The organism is Peribacillus simplex (assembly GCF_001542915.1).
Lineage (GTDB): Bacteria > Bacillota > Bacilli > Bacillales > DSM-1321 > Peribacillus > Peribacillus simplex_B.
This window is the reverse complement of sequence record NZ_LNNH01000024.1, coordinates 1-16,609: the sequence shown is the minus strand read 5'-3', so window position 1 is coordinate 16,609 and position 16,609 is coordinate 1. Positions and strand designations below refer to the sequence as shown.

At 39.2% G+C, this 16,609-nt stretch carries 17 protein-coding genes and 1 pseudogene; 14 read left to right on the top strand and 4 right to left on the bottom strand.

Annotation, left to right across the window (positions count from 1 at the left end; all coding sequences use genetic code 11):
* The first annotated feature begins 213 nt into the window (after positions 1-213).
* From AS888_RS12800 to AS888_RS12785, 4 genes are all read left to right on the top strand, one after another.
* Entirely contained in the window at positions 214-375 is a 162-nt protein-coding gene (locus AS888_RS12800; protein ID WP_155645478.1) for a DUF4083 family protein, read from the top strand.
* A gap of 525 nt (positions 376-900) precedes the next feature.
* The gene (locus AS888_RS12795) at positions 901-2,220 is read left to right on the top strand and encodes a spore germination protein (RefSeq protein ID WP_061142542.1); all 1,320 of its coding nucleotides are present in this window, start codon (positions 901-903) and stop codon (positions 2,218-2,220) included.
* The gene (locus AS888_RS12790; RefSeq protein WP_061142541.1) at positions 2,217-3,290 is read left to right on the top strand and encodes a GerAB/ArcD/ProY family transporter; all 1,074 of its coding nucleotides are present in this window, start codon (positions 2,217-2,219) and stop codon (positions 3,288-3,290) included. The genes AS888_RS12795 and AS888_RS12790 overlap by 4 nt, the downstream gene beginning before the upstream one ends.
* Positions 3,277-4,329 carry a Ger(x)C family spore germination protein gene (locus AS888_RS12785; RefSeq protein WP_061142540.1) on the top strand — a complete coding sequence of 351 codons (1,053 nt, stop codon included), beginning with the start codon at positions 3,277-3,279 and terminating at the stop codon, positions 4,327-4,329. Before AS888_RS12790 ends, AS888_RS12785 begins: the two co-directional genes overlap by 14 nt.
* A gap of 127 nt (positions 4,330-4,456) precedes the next feature.
* Here the strand turns inward: AS888_RS12785 and AS888_RS12780 are convergent, their stop codons facing one another.
* The 3 genes from AS888_RS12780 to AS888_RS12770 all read right to left on the bottom strand — a co-directional run bounded on the left by AS888_RS12780 (position 4,457) and on the right by AS888_RS12770 (position 7,018).
* Positions 4,457-4,909 carry a helix-turn-helix domain-containing protein gene (locus AS888_RS12780; protein WP_061142539.1) on the bottom strand — a complete coding sequence of 151 codons (453 nt, stop codon included), beginning with the start codon at positions 4,907-4,909 and terminating at the stop codon, positions 4,457-4,459.
* 628 nt (positions 4,910-5,537) lie between these two features.
* Positions 5,538-5,987 carry a nuclear transport factor 2 family protein gene (locus tag AS888_RS12775; protein WP_061142538.1) on the bottom strand — a complete coding sequence of 150 codons (450 nt, stop codon included), beginning with the start codon at positions 5,985-5,987 and terminating at the stop codon, positions 5,538-5,540.
* 65 nt (positions 5,988-6,052) lie between these two features.
* Positions 6,053-7,018 carry an aldo/keto reductase gene (locus AS888_RS12770; RefSeq protein ID WP_061142537.1) on the bottom strand — a complete coding sequence of 322 codons (966 nt, stop codon included), beginning with the start codon at positions 7,016-7,018 and terminating at the stop codon, positions 6,053-6,055.
* Positions 7,019-7,174: 156 nt separating this feature from the next.
* On the opposite strand from AS888_RS12770, the gene AS888_RS12765 reads away from it, so the two are divergent.
* The 9 genes and pseudogenes from AS888_RS12765 to AS888_RS12725 all read left to right on the top strand — a co-directional run bounded on the left by AS888_RS12765 (position 7,175) and on the right by AS888_RS12725 (position 15,028).
* A complete protein-coding gene (locus tag AS888_RS12765) occupies positions 7,175-7,852 on the top strand; it encodes a TetR/AcrR family transcriptional regulator (RefSeq protein WP_061142536.1) in 678 nt (225 codons plus the stop codon).
* A 200-nt stretch (positions 7,853-8,052) separates the two neighbouring features.
* The gene (uraH, locus tag AS888_RS12760) at positions 8,053-8,580 is read left to right on the top strand and encodes a hydroxyisourate hydrolase (RefSeq protein WP_061142535.1); all 528 of its coding nucleotides are present in this window, start codon (positions 8,053-8,055) and stop codon (positions 8,578-8,580) included.
* 196 nt (positions 8,581-8,776) lie between these two features.
* Positions 8,777-9,490, top strand: coding sequence for a response regulator transcription factor (locus AS888_RS12755; RefSeq protein ID WP_061142534.1), 714 nt, complete (start codon positions 8,777-8,779; stop codon positions 9,488-9,490).
* Positions 9,487-10,539 (top strand): sensor histidine kinase, encoded by a 1,053-nt coding sequence (locus AS888_RS12750; protein WP_061142533.1) that lies wholly within the window; start codon positions 9,487-9,489, stop codon positions 10,537-10,539. The genes AS888_RS12755 and AS888_RS12750 overlap by 4 nt, the downstream gene beginning before the upstream one ends.
* 533 nt (positions 10,540-11,072) lie before the next feature.
* Positions 11,073-11,381: a hypothetical protein gene (locus AS888_RS12745; RefSeq protein WP_155645477.1), complete on the top strand. Its 309-nt coding sequence runs from the start codon at positions 11,073-11,075 to the stop codon at positions 11,379-11,381.
* A 36-nt stretch (positions 11,382-11,417) separates the two neighbouring features.
* Positions 11,418-12,674 carry a glutathionylspermidine synthase family protein gene (locus AS888_RS12740; RefSeq protein WP_061142531.1) on the top strand — a complete coding sequence of 419 codons (1,257 nt, stop codon included), beginning with the start codon at positions 11,418-11,420 and terminating at the stop codon, positions 12,672-12,674.
* Between the two features lie 81 nt (positions 12,675-12,755).
* Positions 12,756-13,180 (top strand): annotated as a pseudogene (locus AS888_RS12735) (cytidine deaminase).
* Positions 13,181-13,333: 153 nt separating this feature from the next.
* Positions 13,334-14,131, top strand: a complete 798-nt coding sequence (locus tag AS888_RS12730; protein ID WP_061142530.1) for a fumarylacetoacetate hydrolase family protein — start codon at positions 13,334-13,336, stop codon at positions 14,129-14,131.
* A gap of 255 nt (positions 14,132-14,386) precedes the next feature.
* On the top strand, positions 14,387-15,028 hold the full coding sequence (locus AS888_RS12725) for a DUF4272 domain-containing protein (protein ID WP_061142529.1): 642 nt from the start codon (positions 14,387-14,389) through the stop codon (positions 15,026-15,028).
* Positions 15,029-15,068: 40 nt separating this feature from the next.
* Here the strand turns inward: AS888_RS12725 and AS888_RS12720 are convergent, their stop codons facing one another.
* A complete protein-coding gene (locus AS888_RS12720) occupies positions 15,069-15,704 on the bottom strand; it encodes a DUF3885 domain-containing protein (protein ID WP_260320195.1) in 636 nt (211 codons plus the stop codon).
* Between the two features lie 661 nt (positions 15,705-16,365).
* Between AS888_RS12720 and AS888_RS12715 the strand changes: the two genes are divergently transcribed.
* The coding region (locus AS888_RS12715) for a transposase (protein ID WP_185113085.1) at positions 16,366-16,609 on the top strand (244 nt) is incomplete at its 3' end.

The following is a 16,609-nucleotide window of genomic DNA, read 5'->3' as shown; positions in this document are numbered from 1 at the left end:
GCGGAAAGCGAGTGCCTGGAGTGGAAATCAACGTCTAAATTGTACAGGCCATAAAAATAGACAAACTCGATTTTCATCGAGTTTGTCTACAGTCTGAGGCGATCCTTCCATTTGGAAGGATCGCCTTTTCCTGCGGAGTTAAAAAATTGAAAATTGTGGTATAATCATTTGATTATGTAAAGGAGTGATTTCTTGTTTATCAATTCTGGCGACATGATTTATCAGTTTTTTATCATGATTGTCCTAGTAGGAATATTTTACGCTGTTTATTACGTTGTTCGAGCACGTGCCGCTAAACAACCAAGCAAGTCCGGCAATATGGAACAAAAACTTGATAGAATAATTGAATTACTTGAAAAGGATAAGAAAGAATGACTAACAGGGATCGCTTCGGCGTCCGCCTTTTTGCATAGTAGGTGACCAAATGATGCTTTGCTTGTTTTTGTTAAGCAGGCATACGATTAGTGGTAAAGTTCAGGGCTGCTAACGGTCGGCTTTTTTGTTGTCATCCGACCGGGAAGCAATGTCGACGAGATTTAAGAAAACTGGACCTTAGAGGCTGATTTCCTCACTTTAAACAATAGATGAACTCGGTGTAATCAACTAACAGTAAGTAGGCTGAAGCGCGGAGCAGCCTTTAAGACGGTTTTTTTATGCAAGGCAATATCCGGAAATGCGCGTCTTCGTGAGACACTCCAGGCACAACATTGTACAACATATAAAAATAGACAAACTGAGCTGCCAAGAAGGCAGCTTTTTTTATCGAACTAAACAGTTTAGATGCATGAGATTTGTAAAAAAACAGAGGATGACTGTCTTTGAGTCCGTCGGCATTTATCGAATAAAAACGGTCTTTATTGCAAATAATCTATCTATTACCAGTTGTTAAGGGGCAATTTAATGAGGAATGAAATAGTAAAAGAAATTGAGGCCACGTTTTCCAATCAAGGCGATTTTTTCATTGAAGAAGAACTAGTAGATCAAACAAAAATTTTTCTAATAGGGTTCAAAACGCTGGTCGATTTAACGAAGTCGAAATTATATGTTCAGCAAATGGCAGATTCGAACACGTCAGTAAAAGCTTTGTTCATAAATCTTAATGACCGGGTGAACGTTGATGCAAAACAGCTGATTAAAGGGATTTTAGAAGGCAATTTAGTGATCGTTTCAGAAGACGGCAAACAAAATGCCATCGTTAATCCCATCGTTCAAAGTTTGAGGAGCAGCGTTTCCGAGCCTAAAAATGAAAGTCCGATTCAATCATCTACGGATGCGTTTGGAGATGATATCAATACGAACGTCGGGATGATCAGAAAAAGGCTTACCACTGCAAGTCTATGCCATTGTTCCTATGAAGTCGGAGACCTGGAAAAGCGAAAGTTATCCATGCTCTATATTAAAGGCAGGACCCCAAATGCCCTTATTGACAAGGTCGACCAGCAGTTAAAAGGGATTAAATCAGATATTGATACAATTGATGACCTCAATTTGCAATTTGGTAAACGCAGGTTGAGTCCTGTCAGTCATCTTTTCGCCACCGAACTGCCGATTTCGGCCATACATTCATTAAAAGAGAACAAAATCGTGCTTTTTTTGGATAATTGTCCGTTTGCGCTTGCTTTTCCTAACCTCCTTTGGGACATGTTAGTTAGTATAAATGACCGCAATTTCCCTTCGATCCTTTCATTTATGCTTCGGTTTTTTAGAGTGATAGGGCTTGTGGCCACGCTGATCCTCCCTGCGTTATATGTTGCTTTGGTGTCGGTGAATCCGGAGGTATTTAAGTTGGATCTTGCGTTGTTTGTCGCCAAGAGCAGGGAGGGCATTCCGTTAACGGCCTTTCTGGAAACGATCGCCATGGTCGTGTTGGTTGATTTGATACTAGAAGCGATTGTAAGACTTCCCAAAAGCGTCGGACCGGCCATTACAATGGTTGGAGGAATCATATTGGGACAGGCGATGGTGGAGGCCAAATTAGTCAGTAACTTGTTGGTGATTGTGATCACGGCTGTCGTGATTGCAAGTTCGTCGGTCATCGGCATGCAGAATTCTTTGTACATTCGCTTGCTGAAATATCCGATTTTAATATTGGCATCACTTTTCGGTATTTTAGGGGTATGTACGGGTTTTATTTTCACCATAATATACTTGGCAAGTTTAACATCGGTCGACATTCCATATATGACGTTCCGTATTAAAAAAGAAGGAGCAACAAAGTGACGCAACGGATACAAATCGCAGCAGTTTTCATTATCATACATTTAAGCTTTGGCTATGTTGTATATCCTAACCTCATATATATGTTAACGAAAACAGCTCATTGGGAAGTCATCATCTGCCAAGCTCTTCTGCAATTAATGTTGATTTGGGTCTACATTAAAGGATTACATTACTTTCCGACACATAATGTCATTGATATATATTTGAAAATGGGAAGGTGGGCGGCAATTGTTTTCCTTACTCCGTTTGTGATCAACTTGATTGCGCTAGCTTCCCTCAACATTCGCATCCACACGGAAGTCATCATTTCGATTTTTTTGCCTCGAACCCCTTATTGGGCAATATTGATGCTGCTATTTTTCATTTCGATATATACAGCTTTAAAAGGTTTAGGAACAATTTTGCGTTCCGCCATTTTCATTTTCCTGTTTGTTATTCCTTTGGTGGTTTTGAATATTTTCTCTTCCGTAATAAATTTTAATATACATAATGTGACGCCTGGTTTGAATCTTCCACCCAAGTTCTTGGTGGATATTAAATTTTTTTACCTATTAGGATTTTCCTCATTTTTGTTTTTGGGGTTCATGACTTCCAAAACAAAATTGATATTTCGCCAACTTTTTGGAGCATGGGTGATTGTAACGCTATTATTCCTATCAGTCGTGTATATCCCCTTATTCATTTTCGGACAAGATACGGTCGTTACGCTGAAAAATCCTTTCCTGGAAGCAATGGACTCAATAGACATTAGCTGGTTTTCATTCAATCGACAAGCCATATTCTTCGGTGTGTTGCTGGTCGGATTAGTGATACTGACGAATTCAGTTTTATTTTGGATGATAGGAACAATCATGCAAAAAATATTCAAATGGCATTCTTCGTATTGGATTATTGCTTGTGCTTTCATCGCATTTATTTTCGCGTTAGTTGTTCCAAACAAATATTTGCTGGAAAAATATTTTTTGTGGAGCTCAGGTGCTCAAGCTTTTTTCATGATTATCATTCCAATAACCATATTTATCTATGGATCCTGGTCGAATAGAGGTGTTAGGGGGCATGAAGAAAAATAGACTATTTAAACTTTCTATCGTATGTATGACGATCATCCTTCTCAGCGGATGTTGGGATATCAAAGATATTAATAAGCGCACCATTCCGTTAGTCTTGGGCATTTCCAAGGAACAGGGAGGACAGTATAAAGTGACATTACAAATACCTGTACTCAAAAATGAAAGCCAAGTATCGAAGGTCGTAACAGGGAAAGGCGAATCGATTACAAGTGCACTTGGGAAAATCAGGACAAACTCGGAAAATGCTGTTGATTACACACAAATAAGATTAATTGTCGTTCAAAACAACTTGGCGCATAATCAAAAGGAATTATCGGCCATTGTAAAATTTTTAATGGGCTCAGAAGAGATTCCGTCCAGGTCGTTAATAGCCATTACAGATGAAAATGTCGAGGATGTATTATCAAGCATTAACGATAAATTGGGTGTCCATGCTTCTTCCATCTATGACTTTTTTAATAAAGGGGCTGACTGGGCTCCAGAGATCTTTAGTACCCCTGTTTGGGAAGTGTATCGGAGCCTGTTTTCTTCCACTAAAGATATCGCCGTTCCTGTCATCCGTTCAGGAAAGAATACAGTATTAATCTTCGAAGGCTCGGATATCTTGAAAAAAGGCGAATTAATGGATAGATTCAGACCGGAAGAAATCCAATTAATTCGTGTGCTGCAAAACAAAAATGAAAAAGGGAAAATAGAGAGTTTAGGTTTTGCCAGTATTATGGTTTCAAACAGTTCAATTCGACTGACACCATCGTTGAAAAATAATAAACCGTCATTGTCTAGCAACTTGAATATAAAAATAAACGTTTTAGAGAGAAATGATGGAGTCACAAATAAAAAAATCATTGAAGAACTTGAAAGAGTTATTGAAAAGCGGTTTTTTCAAGTACTTAAGAGAATGCAGGAAAGCCATGCCGATATATTTGGCTTTGGCCAAGAATTTCAACAGTTTATTTCTTATAATGAACTAAAAAACTGGAGGGATGAATATTTTCCCGAACTGAAGGTGAATTTCGAGGTCGAAGTTAATATGGAGTAAGGCCGTTCGGATTGCATTTCCGAGTCTTCGAGTAAGGCGACTAGGGTACCTTCAAGGTCCTCAGGCGCCCGTTTCCGAAGGGGAAAATCAATTCATGTATCCGCCCGACATTGAGACAGCGCTCCATTCAAGGGGCATATTTATCTTTCAAATGATCCGAGCCGATACCACCGATAAGCATCAGCGCCAATGGCAGGAAATTCGACACAGCTGGCATACCTTCTAAAAACGTAATGTCTGTGCCAGCAAATTTGTTAAGGCCCAAAATGATGAGTTTGGATATTAATAAAAATGATCCAAGTAAAAACACACTATCAAAGAATACCTTTCTATTTGGAAATGCCAATTGCTTACTATCCCGTATTATTTTTTCTTTCAATTCCTCGTCACTCCTTAATAATTCATCAATCGTAATATGAAATAAGTCACTCAAATGAATGATTACTTCGATGCTCGGATAATTTTTTCCTGTTTCCCATTTCGACACAGATTGCCGACTCACATGAATCTTCTCTGCAAGATCATTCTGTGACCAATTCCGCTTTTCCCGTTCTTGTTTCAATCGTTCGCTAAGTATCATGAATAATTCCTTTCCTTTCTTGTTTCCTAGTATGGTGAGCTGGCACCTTTAAAGTAAAGCGAGTATTGGGCGCATTGCCGTGCAACCTATGGGTTACACCAGGGTAAACCCTGATATATCAAGGTTTTTTGTGATTTTTAGAAATCGCTTAATGCTGTCAAAAAAATTGAATCCAGGAGATATGGCCGCCGTTTTCTACAGTATGTTCTTATTAGCTATTATCATGGGCATATTGAAATCATAAAAATGAGCGCTTTGTCAGATACAGCTCGAGGTCTGGTTGGTTCATTTAAGGTATTATTTTTAGTGTATAGTATTCCTCTGAAAAGTGGGTGCAAACATTATCCGGTTTTATACGTAAATGTAAATAATGCTTCTTCTTTTTGCATGGCTTGTTCTCTATATGATATGGAAGACGATGAGTTGATTGGTGGGTTTCTTCATGGTGCAGGTAACGGGAGCTAGAGGTCAACTGTGAGAAAGTGAAATTAGACCTTCCTTGGAACAGTTTATATCTGGGTATGGTTTTACGTTGTCTGGCTAACCAAGCAGTGACAAAACATGGCGGTTCACGTAAATGAACAAGCCCTCCTGCATTCCATTCAATCTGCAGGAGGGCTTATTGTGGTTAAGAATTCAATAATTGAGCAAAATGAAGATTGATAGAGGTAATTTTCCATCCTTCATCTGTGCGTAGGTATTCAACATCCTCACTTTGATAAACGAGGTTTGTTACACCGTTACCTTTTACACCAACCCATAACAAGTATTTTCCGGTCGCTTGATCTCCTTTAATGTTAATGATCGGGTTAGTGAAGCTATGCATGCCAAGTTCACCGTCGGCAGTCGCTTCTTTCAACATATCGATAATATTATTGACTCCTTTCGAATCGACACCCATAGCTGCACATTTCCAAGTGGCGTCTTCAGTAAAAAGAGCAGGAAGGCTTTCAAAATCCACTTCCTTGCCATTCCAGCCTTTATCTACATAATGTCCATATGTGGCTTGTAGCTTCTTGATGCTTTCAATATCCTCAAGATATTGAATTCTTTCTTCTAAAGATCGTTCTTGTCTCATTCTGCTTATCCTCCCTGACACCTCATGATTTTTTATATTATATTCGTGGATAAATCATTTCCGTTTTATAAATTAGTCTGTTTCATTTGCTCGCTTTGCATCCGCTCTCCATGTACCAAATCCTTTGGACTCACTGCTTCGATACGCTCCAAATCTTCAGCTGTTAAGGGAATTTGAACGGCAGCTGCATTTTCTTCTAAATAGCTGATGCGCTTTGTACCAGGAATCGGCAAGGCATCGTTTGCCATTGTCCATGCTAGAGCTAATTGAGAGGGTGTAACATTTTTCTCCTCTGCGATTTTTTTTATTTCTTCCAGAACATCCAGATTCTTTTGGAAGTTGTCTCCTTGGTAACGTGGTAACCATCTGCGAATATCGTCTTCAGCAAGATCTTCAAACTTACGTAATTCCCCAGAGATCATCCCGCGGCTTAGTGGACTGTATGCCACATGGGTAATACCTAATTCTTTCACAACCGGCAAGATTTCATCTTCAATATCCCGGCTCCAAAGGGAGTATTCGGTTTGTAAAGCGGAAATTGGGTGAATGGCATGAGCGCGTTTAATCGTTTCAGCACCGGCTTCCGATAAACCAAGATAACGAACTTTACCGGCCGTTATTAAATCGGATATCGCTCCTACTGTTTCTTCAATCGGGACATTAGGGTCTACGCGATGCTGATAATAAAGGTCAATGTAGTCTACATCCAATCGACGAAGACTTTCTTCTATTGATTTTTTTACATAATCCGGGTGCCCACTCACGCTGTAGTCAGGTAAGAAACCAAACTTGGAAGCAATAATGGCTTGTTCCCGCCGTCCTTTTAATGCTTTTCCAAGAAGCACTTCATTATGTCCATTTCCATAAATATCGGCTGTATCTAACAATGTCACACCTAACTCCAGCGCACGGTGGATGGTCCGAGTGGATTCTTTGTCATCAGTTGCACCATATGTTCCAGACATCCCCATCAACCCAAGGCCCATAGCTGACACTTGTAAGTCACTATTTCCTAATTTTCGTGTTCTCATATCATTAGCAGCTCCCTTCGTTTGTTATATCAAAAATAGAATAACACCAACAACGAACTAAGTAAACTAAAATAGTTAAAATAGTTTACTTTGTTCACTGTGTTTATTTCCCTAGTTTTTTATGTAATAATGAAGAAAGTGAAGGAGGAGAACGACTTGACTGCGAACAACGAACAAAATCAAAGTTCTCAAAATGACATGAGAACAAGATTACTTACTAAAATCATCCCCATTATAAGGAAGAATGGCTTCCAATCCATTCGAATGGATGATATGGCGAAATACATGGATGTAAGTAAAGCGACCATGTACAAATATTTCACTTCCAAAGAAGATGTTATCCAAGGGTCTGTCAATAGTTTCGTTGACTATTTAAATGAACTTGTTGTCGAATCGAATAATACGGTCGAATCGTTTACAAAGGGTTTTCAACAGTCATTCGAACAATCGATTTTACTTGCCGCCTATATCTCGGATGTATTTTTGAATGAGCTTCAAATCATGTATCCATATTTACACGATCAACTGCGGGATGCGATGCAAAGAAGAGAAGAAAAAATGACGGTTTTTTATGAAGAGGGAAAAGAAAAAGGCATATTCAATACAGTTAATGAAAAGCTTATTTTTCTACAAGATGATGTATTGGTCCGGTCCATGATAGATGCTAAATTCCTAATGCTGAACGGTCTGACACTTCATCAATTATTATTGGATTACTATAGGCTGAAGAAGCTTCAGCTCTTTAACGCTGATCATGCAGTGCAAGTTGACGATAACCATATGGTAAATCAGCTCGACTATATATCGAAAAAGCTAACGCGGGACTTATTTTAGGGCAACCATACTTTTACGAAAATATAAGAATTTTTATAAGGGAGGTTGCTGCGGCAGCCTTTTTCTCATTTTCAAAGAAATATTTCTGAAGGTGGTCGCAAAATAAGTGGGCAGTTAAGGAAAAATTAATAGTTTCGTTAGAGTTTCATAACATATGGGAGGTATTGTATACATATTGACAGAATAAGGAGGAGTTATGAATGAAAAAATACGTAGCAAGTATAGCGGGTGCCGCTGTCCTATCATGTGCAGGATTTCTGGGATTTGGTCAATTAGAGCAGGTACAACAGAATCAAGGGAATGATCAGGTAGCACATGCAGCAAGTAACGAAAGTCCGGTCAAAGATACGAAGGAAACGACGACTCCAGCAAAACCAATGGGGGGGCTTTCAACACACGTACTTGACGAAGTAAAAGGAAAACCTGCACCAAATGTAAAAGTTAAAGTATATCGCGTGAATGAAGAGGGCAAGATGAAATACTTACACACGGCAAAAACGGATAAAGAGGGGCGCGTTGGTTCACTGCTTACACCAAAGGAAATGAAACAAGGTACGTATGAAATCCACTTCTTTATAGGCGACTACTTTGATAAACAAGGCTCAAAGGGTGCAGATGAATTCCTGGACGAAGTTCCACTTCGTTTTAAAGTGACTGATTCTAAACAACATTACCATGTACCAATTGTAGCCGCACCTGGAGGCTACAGCACATATCACGGAAGCTAAGCTAGTTTACAAGTTGTATGGGAGAAGATACATAAGGTATCCCTCGAACTATAGACATGCTCGATCTGAATCGAGTTTGTCTATAGTTTTTTGAGGGTTTCGCAACACTCGCTGCAAACACTTTTGTTGAACGTTCAATATATTCCCCTTGCGCAATATTGCATGAGGATTATTTTTAATAGGGAGAGGTGAAATCATGACAAAAAAGATATTGATTGTAGATGATGAAAGCAGCATAAGAGATGTTTGTAAAAGGTATTTACAAAGGGAGGGCTACCTCACCATTGAAGCGAGTGATGGCGAGGAGGCCATTGCCAAATGGAAAAAACAAAAGCCAGATTTGGTTATTCTGGATTTAATGATGCCTTATAAAACTGGATGGGAAGTGTGCCAGGAAATACGTGAGGTGGATGATGTCCCGATCATCATGTTAACGGCAAGAGGGGAAGAGCAGGATAGGCTGATGGGACTGACAAATGGAGCAGAAGACTATGTCACCAAACCGTTTAGCCCGAGGGAACTCGTATTGCGGGTTAAATCGATCTTCCGCCTGCTGGGAAGAGATCCGTTACACACGGAAAATAGGGAAGACAAAGTAAAACTGGTCCAATACGGGGAGCTAGAGGTTAATGAAGTAACAAGAACGGTTTATCTCAGTCAAAATCCAGTTGAATTGACCATGAAGGAGTTTGACATCCTCTGGCTCTTGATTAACCATCCAAAGCAAGTTTTCTCCCGATCCCAACTATTGGATAAAGTTTGGAATATGGAGTTTGAGGGAGATACAACAACGGTGACTGTCCATATGAGGCGATTGCGTGAGAAACTGGAGCGTGATCCATCCAACCCTCAAATGCTTAAGACGGTTTGGGGAGTGGGTTACAAGTTTGAAAGCGGGGATGAAGAATGAAAATAAGAACCCAGCTCCTTTTGGCTAACATCGCAAGCATTGGGGTAATTGTGATTTTCTTGATCTTCAGTTATGTTGAAATGGTACTGCCCCCGACGATTTTTAATTTGTTAGTCATCATTACGTTAATTGCTACAGTAATATCCATCCTGGTACATTTGTACCTGACTAAGCCCATTTTAAAATCCATTCAGGATATATCAGCCGGTGTCGAGAAAATTCGGGAAGGGGACTTTAATTGCAGGATAAACGGAAGTAATATTATTGAGTTAAACACAATGGCCTCGAATTTTAATGATATGAATGAGCAATTACTAAAAAGTTTTGAAAATCTGTCTAAATCCGAAGCCTCAAGAAAGCAATTGGTTGCAAATATATCACACGATCTACGAACACCGATCGCTTCCATCAAGGCCTTTTCCGAAGCGCTTGAAGATGGTGTCGTAGAAGACAAAGAAACCTTCAAGCAATATTTAAGGACACTAGGTCTTGAAACCCAACGGCTTAGCGAATTAATAGACGAACTCTTTCAACTGTCTCAGCTTGATGCAGATGGGATCACTCTTGAGAAACAACCATACCATATAGATCAGCTGATCCTTGAGACACTCCAAAATCAGTTGTTTCAAATTGAAGAAAAGAAGCTCAATATAGAAGTGGACTTACCAGAACAATCGGAACCGGTTTTAATATCCCCATCAAAAATGAAACAAGCTGTCATCAATTTATTGGAAAATGCAATTCGATACTCCCCAATGAATGGTACCATGAAAATCACAGGAAGAAGATACAAGAACGGATATATAAAAATATCCATAACCGATGAAGGCGAGGGGATACCAGAAGAAGATATGCCTTATGTTTTCGAACGCTTATATCGTGTGGAGAAATCCAGAAATAGAGAAACAGGTGGATCCGGGCTAGGGCTGGCAATAGCCAAGTCCATTATCGAACTGCATGATGGTGAAATAGGAGTCGAACGGAACGACAAGGCAGGCTGCACATTTTGGTTCACTCTTACAAGAACTGGCCAAGGGCCTTTAAAGTAGTCCAACGCTTACCGTGCTTTTGTTTTTGCCTAACAAACACATGCCATCTTGTTTCTTTACGTTTCCAAAAGAAAGGTTTTACTTCCTGAAGATAGATCATGTCATAAAGAGACGAGATGAGTTTTTGATCAAGATTTATACGTGGCGCCATTTGAAGTGTCCTAACAGGTTATTCTCAATAAGTATCCAAGGAAATTTAACTTGCTTTACTTATTGTTGTACACTATTTTCTCATTAACGCTGCCATGATATAGTAAAAATGAAACAGTACTATAAATTAAGCCTTTCTACTGCTGTTGTCCTTTGGCTGTGGGACTCCATTTTTTTACATAAGAAACCGGAGTAGTACTTGAGCTGCCTTCTAGGCAGTTTTTTCTTTTGGAACGAAAGGGACAGAGTTGTTTCAATAAGGAAATATTATGAAACTATTGGGGCTTTTCAACCGTAGAATATAGAGAACCTTTGGATAGCTAACTTATGCATCGCTGATACTCGAAAAAATACAACTGAAAAATGGTGAATGGTAAATGAAAATGAATAAGCAAAAATTAGCCTCATTGATAGCGACTTTAGGGTTAACCAGCTCTGTTTTAGCAGGTTGCGGATCTGCTCCTTCTGTTAATAAAAATGCTGAAAAATACAAGGAAGACGAAGAACAAGATGAATCAAGCTCAGGTTCAGGTTCGGGCTCGGGATCTAGCTCCCATACCAATACAAATTCAAGCAATCATACAGTGGTTCCTCCGGTAACTGGTTCCAAGACAACGAAAAATGATGCCGTCAGTGGATCGAGTAAAGGTTCCACCGGTATTGGAAGCGGAAAAGGTGGGGCAAGCAGTTAAATCGCCATTTCAAAATGCATCTAAGGAGAGAACGATATGGAAAAAAAGGATGAAGCACACTATCTGTTAAAGTGGATTGAACTTAACGATAAACTGGTCAAAAAGGGCTTTACCTGGGGCAGTGTAGAAGAAGATGAAGATTGGCACCAATATATGTCATATGATATACATACATATTCTCAACGGGAAATAGACAGGATTAATCGTGTTACCAATAAAATAGGGAATGTATACAATAAAATGTATCACAAACTGCTGGACGGCTCTCAAGAAAGTAACGTCTGGAAGTCCCAACTGGGTTTGCCTGTCCATACCTGGGATGCTGCCAATGTTCCCAGTGATTTTTTTAGCTACTTTACAAGAATGGATTTCATTGTTAATGAAGATGAAATCAAGCTGGTTGAAGTGAATTGTGATACACCGACAGGATACATAGAATCATCCATCGTTAATCAAATCATATGTGAAGAATATGGATTTGTATCTCCGAATAAACTTGAGGAAAATATCAAAAGAACGTGGGCAATCATCAGCAAACAATATAATCTATCAAATGATGATACCGTTCATTTTACCTCCTACGGCTGGCATGATGAAGACCGTGAAACTGTGCTATTCAATTTAAATAATAGCGGATTACATAACACTAAATTCATAGCTATTGAAGATATCATCGTTTCGGATGAGGGGCTGTTCGACCAAGAAGGGGATAGGATTAACTTCTTGTATCGACTGTATCCGCTTGAATACTTAGTTGATGATAAAGATTCTGCCGGAAGGGAAATTGGTCTCTCTTTTTTACAACATATTGCTGATGGTAGGGTGATATTAATAAATCCGCCCGGCGCCTTCCTTATGCAGTCTAAAGCGGTTTTAGCATTGATATGGTCTCTGCGGGATGATAGCGGGATTTTCAGCTTTGAAGAAAGAGAAAGCATCCGTCGTCATTTTTTGCCCACTTATTTAAAAGGTGATTTTCCTTTTGAGAATGAAGCGTATGTAGCAAAGCCAATTTACGGGCGCGAAGGCGGAAGTGTAGAGATTTTTGACAGCTTTTCCAAGTTAGTCGAAAAAGATGAAGAAGATTATTACGCAGAATGGCAAAAGGTTTATCAACAATATGTAGAGATGCCCAATAAAACGGTGAATACTTGGGACGGAGAATATAGCGGCAAAATGCTTGTAGGTTCTTTCTTAATTGGAGGAGAAGCTAGTGGCTTGTTCCTTCGTGTAGGTGAAAAAATAACAGGCAATCTTTCCATGTTTTGTCCAGTGGCCATTGAAAAGTGGTAAATAGTTTCATGTTTTCACGGAAAAAGAGTCTATACCACCACTATGACGCGATAAACATAAAAGGAGAGTGAAGGAACAGAAATGAAAACGTATCCTTTAACAGAAAGTGATTTTGCATTAATAGAAGAAGCTAAAAAAGTAATTACAACCCTCTATGAAGATGATAGACATCATGTGGGAGCAGCATTAAAAACAAAGTCGGGGGATATTGTTTCAGCGGTACATTTGGAAGCATATATCGGGCGGGTTTCAGTTTGTGCTGAAGCTATCGCGATTGGAAAGGCAATTTCGAACGGAGAAAAATACTTTGATACGATTGTTGCAGTAAGACATCCCTATTCTGATGAAAAGAATAGAAGGTTAAAAGTAGTAAGTCCGTGCGGAATGTGCAGGGAATTAATTTCCGATTATTCCCAGATTGTTTTATTGTTTTGGAAATGGAAGGAGAGTTACAGAAAACGAAAATCAGTGAGCTGATTCCACTTAAATACAGTCGGGAATCATGACCAAAAATTGATTTCCCACTTTATTTGAAGATGGAGTTGCGATGACATTTCTTTTTTCACCTGAAAGAACAGGTATGTTAATATAGTATAGCATAGCCGGATTTTTTATTAACGGAAGTAAGTACATCTTATCATCAAAGGAGTTCATTCATAATGCAAGTCTTACAAAAAACACAAAAAATAGTACGCTATCAAAATCAAGAAGGCAATATACATTACGGAATTGTTGAGGATGATTCAATATTACAATTATCGAGCAGTTTCGCCGAACTAGTCAACAAGGAAATTAAGTATGACGGGGTTAAGGTGAAATATAGCGATGTTAAAATTCTGGAACCTGTAAAACCTTCCAAAGTGGTCAATTTCGGGTGGACATATGCAGGGCATGCAAAGGAAACAGGGGGAGAGGCAAACCTTGTTGAACCATTTTTATTCTTAAAGCCATTATCTTCACTTATTGCAGACAAGGAAACGATTGTGCTTCCTCCAGCCGAATTAACCAACCAAGTGGAACTTGAAGGCGAAGTGGCCTTGATCATTGGGAAGCGCGGAAAAAACATAAAAGAAGAAGATGCGCTTGATTATGTGTTTGGCTGCACGATTTTCAATGATGTCACAGCAAGAGATCTAACAAAAAAAGATCCACAGTTTACGCGGGGTAAAGGATTTGATACGTTCGGGCCTTTAGGGCCGTGCATCGTAACGGGTGTGGATCCGACAAACTTACGGATCGTGACCACTCTAAACGGCCGTGTTGTCCAAGACGGCAATACGAATGAAATGTCTCTGAGCATTCCGTATCTAATCAGCTGGCTTTCACAGGTAATGACACTGGAGCCCGGTGACATTTTGGCAACAGGCTCACCATCCGGCAGCTGCCCAGTCCAATCTGGGGATGAAATCGTTGTGGAAGTCGAGAATATCGGTCAATTGAGTAATAATGTTCAATAGGTAATACTAGCCTAGCATTCTTCCTTATTCCATAGATGCGCCAATCTATATAAACAATATAGTGGGCAGTGTCTTGATTTGCATGAAGATAGCTATTCCTATGTGTCGAAGTCAGAGCTGCCTTTAAGGCAGCTTTTTTTTGGGGAAAAGAGGAAGGGACTGAGGGGATGGGGGGCATAAACGGGCCGAGCAGTTGAGAGAAAGTAGCTCTTTTGATATAGTGAATGGATAGATTTTCAATTTGTGAGGTGCGGAATGAAGAGCTCGAAAAAAAGGAAAAAAGCTTCTGAAAAAATTTTAAAATCCCTAAGGGTGCCGATAAATAAACATTTACCCATAATTGTAGATGAAGCAGCAGTTTCTCTTAGAACGAAAGAAGAGATAATAAACCGAATCATTCCATTATCGATAGCTGCAGCGAAAGCTATGGAGGCTCCGCCAGAAAAAATTGAAGATTTCATTGAGAAGTATCATGCCAATGGATTATTCACGAAAGAGGAGCAAAAGTTTTTATCAACAAACCCTATCATCGAGAATGAGCGGATTCAGTACTCTTGGAAACTCGAATGCATATGGCTTCTACTTTGGTCCGTAAATCTAATTTCCGACCTGGATGCACCAGCGGGTACGTGTGATGCTGACTTTGTTTTTGAAACCGTTCTACTTAGTTCGAAACAAGAGCTGCTGGAAAAATCCGCTATAAAGCCCGTCGGTGAAATATTGGATATTCTTGATTTTACCTACAGGGCACATTGGGCTGTCAGAGAGGCACAATTAAATGATTGGGTAACCCCATCATCGCTAGAGGCAGGTGTAGTCTATGAAAGACATTACACTCTTAATTGGCTAGTAAATTATATGGAGGAAGAATGGGACGATGTAAGTACAAGTACATAAAATTATTCCTTCCGAGACTTCGTGATGTAAAGGTAATCCCTTACTTGAATATCTCGTCTATAGCAATTCTGTCGTAATCCAATAAAAAATCGTTGTATTTTTGATAAACATCTCTTACAGTTTCGGGCGTGGTCGCCAATAAATCACAACCTCTGTCATCATATATGTAAAATATAGTTTCCCTGCTAATATTTATAAAATAGATCCTATTGAAAATACTGGGTTTTATACCCATATCCTGATTGCAGATGGCTTTTATCATCGAAATGTACCTGAAGTCAGACGTTTTGCATTTTAAGGTGAATCGATATGTTTTATATATTTCTTCATCATCATCTTCAGGAAAATGATATGGAATTGTTGTAAGGTTCAATCGATATAAGAACGATTTATCTTTCAGATAACGAGAAAAAACTCTTGTTCTATGTTTATAACCATCTGCAAAATCGTCTGCGTCAGCAACGATAAAAATATCATCGTCAAGATTATGCAAAGACTTAAATAAAGTGATGGCCCTGTTATATACGCCTTGTATATAGGGGCTATTTTCATGAGCATCATCACTATCATAGTCCACACCCAATTCAAAACGGATACCGACTTTCCAATTATAAAACAAGGGAGGTCTCAGTTCTAAGTTCGGGAAATTTTGACTCATAAAGTCGTTTAATAACATGTTTACACCTCTTTATTTTTCTTTCTTGTTCCTATTCTGTATTATACTGTGTGATTGTAATTCGTTCACCGTTTTTCTGAAATGCAATCATGGTATGATTATCGGTTTATATAGGTGGGAACTTCCATGGAATATGATGGCAAGGCCATATATAAAGTGTACTTGTATGCCTATTTGTACATGTCGAGCTAACGAATCATCATGAATCAGCTGCAACGATTATTCACGTAAGCATTTTTTATTGAAGTCTGCTATAAAGAATAACAATAAAGGGAGGGCAAGCTTGGACCTGGCACCATTCAAAAGAAATGGGCAGTGATGCTTTTATACCATGGAAAATCATAAGAGTGATTAAAATGAAAAAAAAACTGGAGGAGAGTCTCCAGTTTTCAGACTGTAGACAAACTCGATGAAAATCGAGTTTGTCTATTTTTATGGCCTGTACAATTTAGACGTTGATTTCCACTCCAGGCACTCGCTTTCCGCGGGCGGTCGGGGAGCCTCCTCGGCTTTGCCTGCGGGGTCTCCCCTAGACGCGCTTTTCCCGCAGGAGTCTCGAACACCCGCTCCAATCAACTTTGTCTTACCATTTAGATAGAACACTTTTGACTGGAGTCATTTTTGTTTTAAAATTGAAGGATTAAAACTTGAGGTGATGAGGATGCTTTCTAAACATGATTCTATTCAGCGAGATCAACTTGAAATGATTACTTTAGATCAACTGGTGCCACCGAACCATTTGGTTCGTAAAATGGAGGCTGCCATTGACTTCACTTTCATTTATGACTTGGTGAAAGATATGTATTCAGAGGTAGGACGCCCAAGTATTGATCCAGTTATTTTAGTTAAACTGACTTTCATTCAATATACCTTCGGTATTCGTTCCATGCGTAAAACGATTGAAG

Coding starts and splice junctions, on each gene's coding strand:
- AS888_RS12780 (WP_061142539.1), bottom strand. CDS start 4,909: ATGATACTTAGCGAACGATTGAAACAAGAACGGGAAAAGCGGAATTGG.
- AS888_RS12795 (WP_061142542.1), top strand. CDS start 901: ATGAGGAATGAAATAGTAAAAGAAATTGAGGCCACGTTTTCCAATCAA.
- AS888_RS12750 (WP_061142533.1), top strand. CDS start 9,487: ATGAAAATAAGAACCCAGCTCCTTTTGGCTAACATCGCAAGCATTGGG.
- AS888_RS12730 (WP_061142530.1), top strand. CDS start 13,334: ATGCAAGTCTTACAAAAAACACAAAAAATAGTACGCTATCAAAATCAA.
- AS888_RS12785 (WP_061142540.1), top strand. CDS start 3,277: ATGAAGAAAAATAGACTATTTAAACTTTCTATCGTATGTATGACGATC.
- AS888_RS12725 (WP_061142529.1), top strand. CDS start 14,387: ATGAAGAGCTCGAAAAAAAGGAAAAAAGCTTCTGAAAAAATTTTAAAA.
- AS888_RS12775 (WP_061142538.1), bottom strand. CDS start 5,987: ATGAGACAAGAACGATCTTTAGAAGAAAGAATTCAATATCTTGAGGAT.
- AS888_RS12745 (WP_155645477.1), top strand. CDS start 11,073: ATGAATAAGCAAAAATTAGCCTCATTGATAGCGACTTTAGGGTTAACC.
- AS888_RS12720 (WP_260320195.1), bottom strand. CDS start 15,704: ATGTTATTAAACGACTTTATGAGTCAAAATTTCCCGAACTTAGAACTG.
- AS888_RS12740 (WP_061142531.1), top strand. CDS start 11,418: ATGGAAAAAAAGGATGAAGCACACTATCTGTTAAAGTGGATTGAACTT.
- AS888_RS12800 (WP_155645478.1), top strand. CDS start 214: ATGATTTATCAGTTTTTTATCATGATTGTCCTAGTAGGAATATTTTAC.
- uraH (WP_061142535.1), top strand. CDS start 8,053: ATGAAAAAATACGTAGCAAGTATAGCGGGTGCCGCTGTCCTATCATGT.
- AS888_RS12770 (WP_061142537.1), bottom strand. CDS start 7,018: ATGAGAACACGAAAATTAGGAAATAGTGACTTACAAGTGTCAGCTATG.
- AS888_RS12755 (WP_061142534.1), top strand. CDS start 8,777: ATGACAAAAAAGATATTGATTGTAGATGATGAAAGCAGCATAAGAGAT.